Here is a 312-nt window from a genome sequence, read left to right as displayed (position 1 = left end):
ATGATGATGAGACGAACGACACGAACTATTTCAGACCTTATGAGATTTTGGAGAAAAAAGTAAGGGATGAGACTGGGAAGGAAGATACGATGAAAGTGGGTGTGATGGGATTGGTGGCGGGAGAAATGATGGAGTGGGAGAGGGGTAATGTTGAAAGGAAAGTAATGGGGAAAGATATTATCGGTAGTGCGAAAAAATTGATTGGTGAGATGAAAGGAAAAGGTGGAGAGATTATTGTAGCTATTGCTGAGTGGGGATTTGAGGAAATTGGTGAAAGGGATGTGATGGAGAACTCGGTATTGTATGTGAGGG

Annotated in this window: 1 pseudogene; it reads left to right on the top strand. The window is 42.6% G+C overall.

Going from position 1 to position 312, the window contains the following annotated elements:
• A pseudogene (locus FS628_RS31615) lies at positions 1-312 on the top strand (bifunctional 2',3'-cyclic-nucleotide 2'-phosphodiesterase/3'-nucleotidase); the annotation flags it as partial.

Origin of the sequence: Paenibacillus xylanexedens, from assembly GCF_007676705.1 — a bacterium.
GTDB lineage: Bacteria > Bacillota > Bacilli > Paenibacillales > Paenibacillaceae > Paenibacillus > Paenibacillus xylanexedens_C.
The sequence above is the reverse complement of the archived record's forward strand: the minus strand, read 5'-3'. Positions and strand labels throughout refer to the sequence as shown.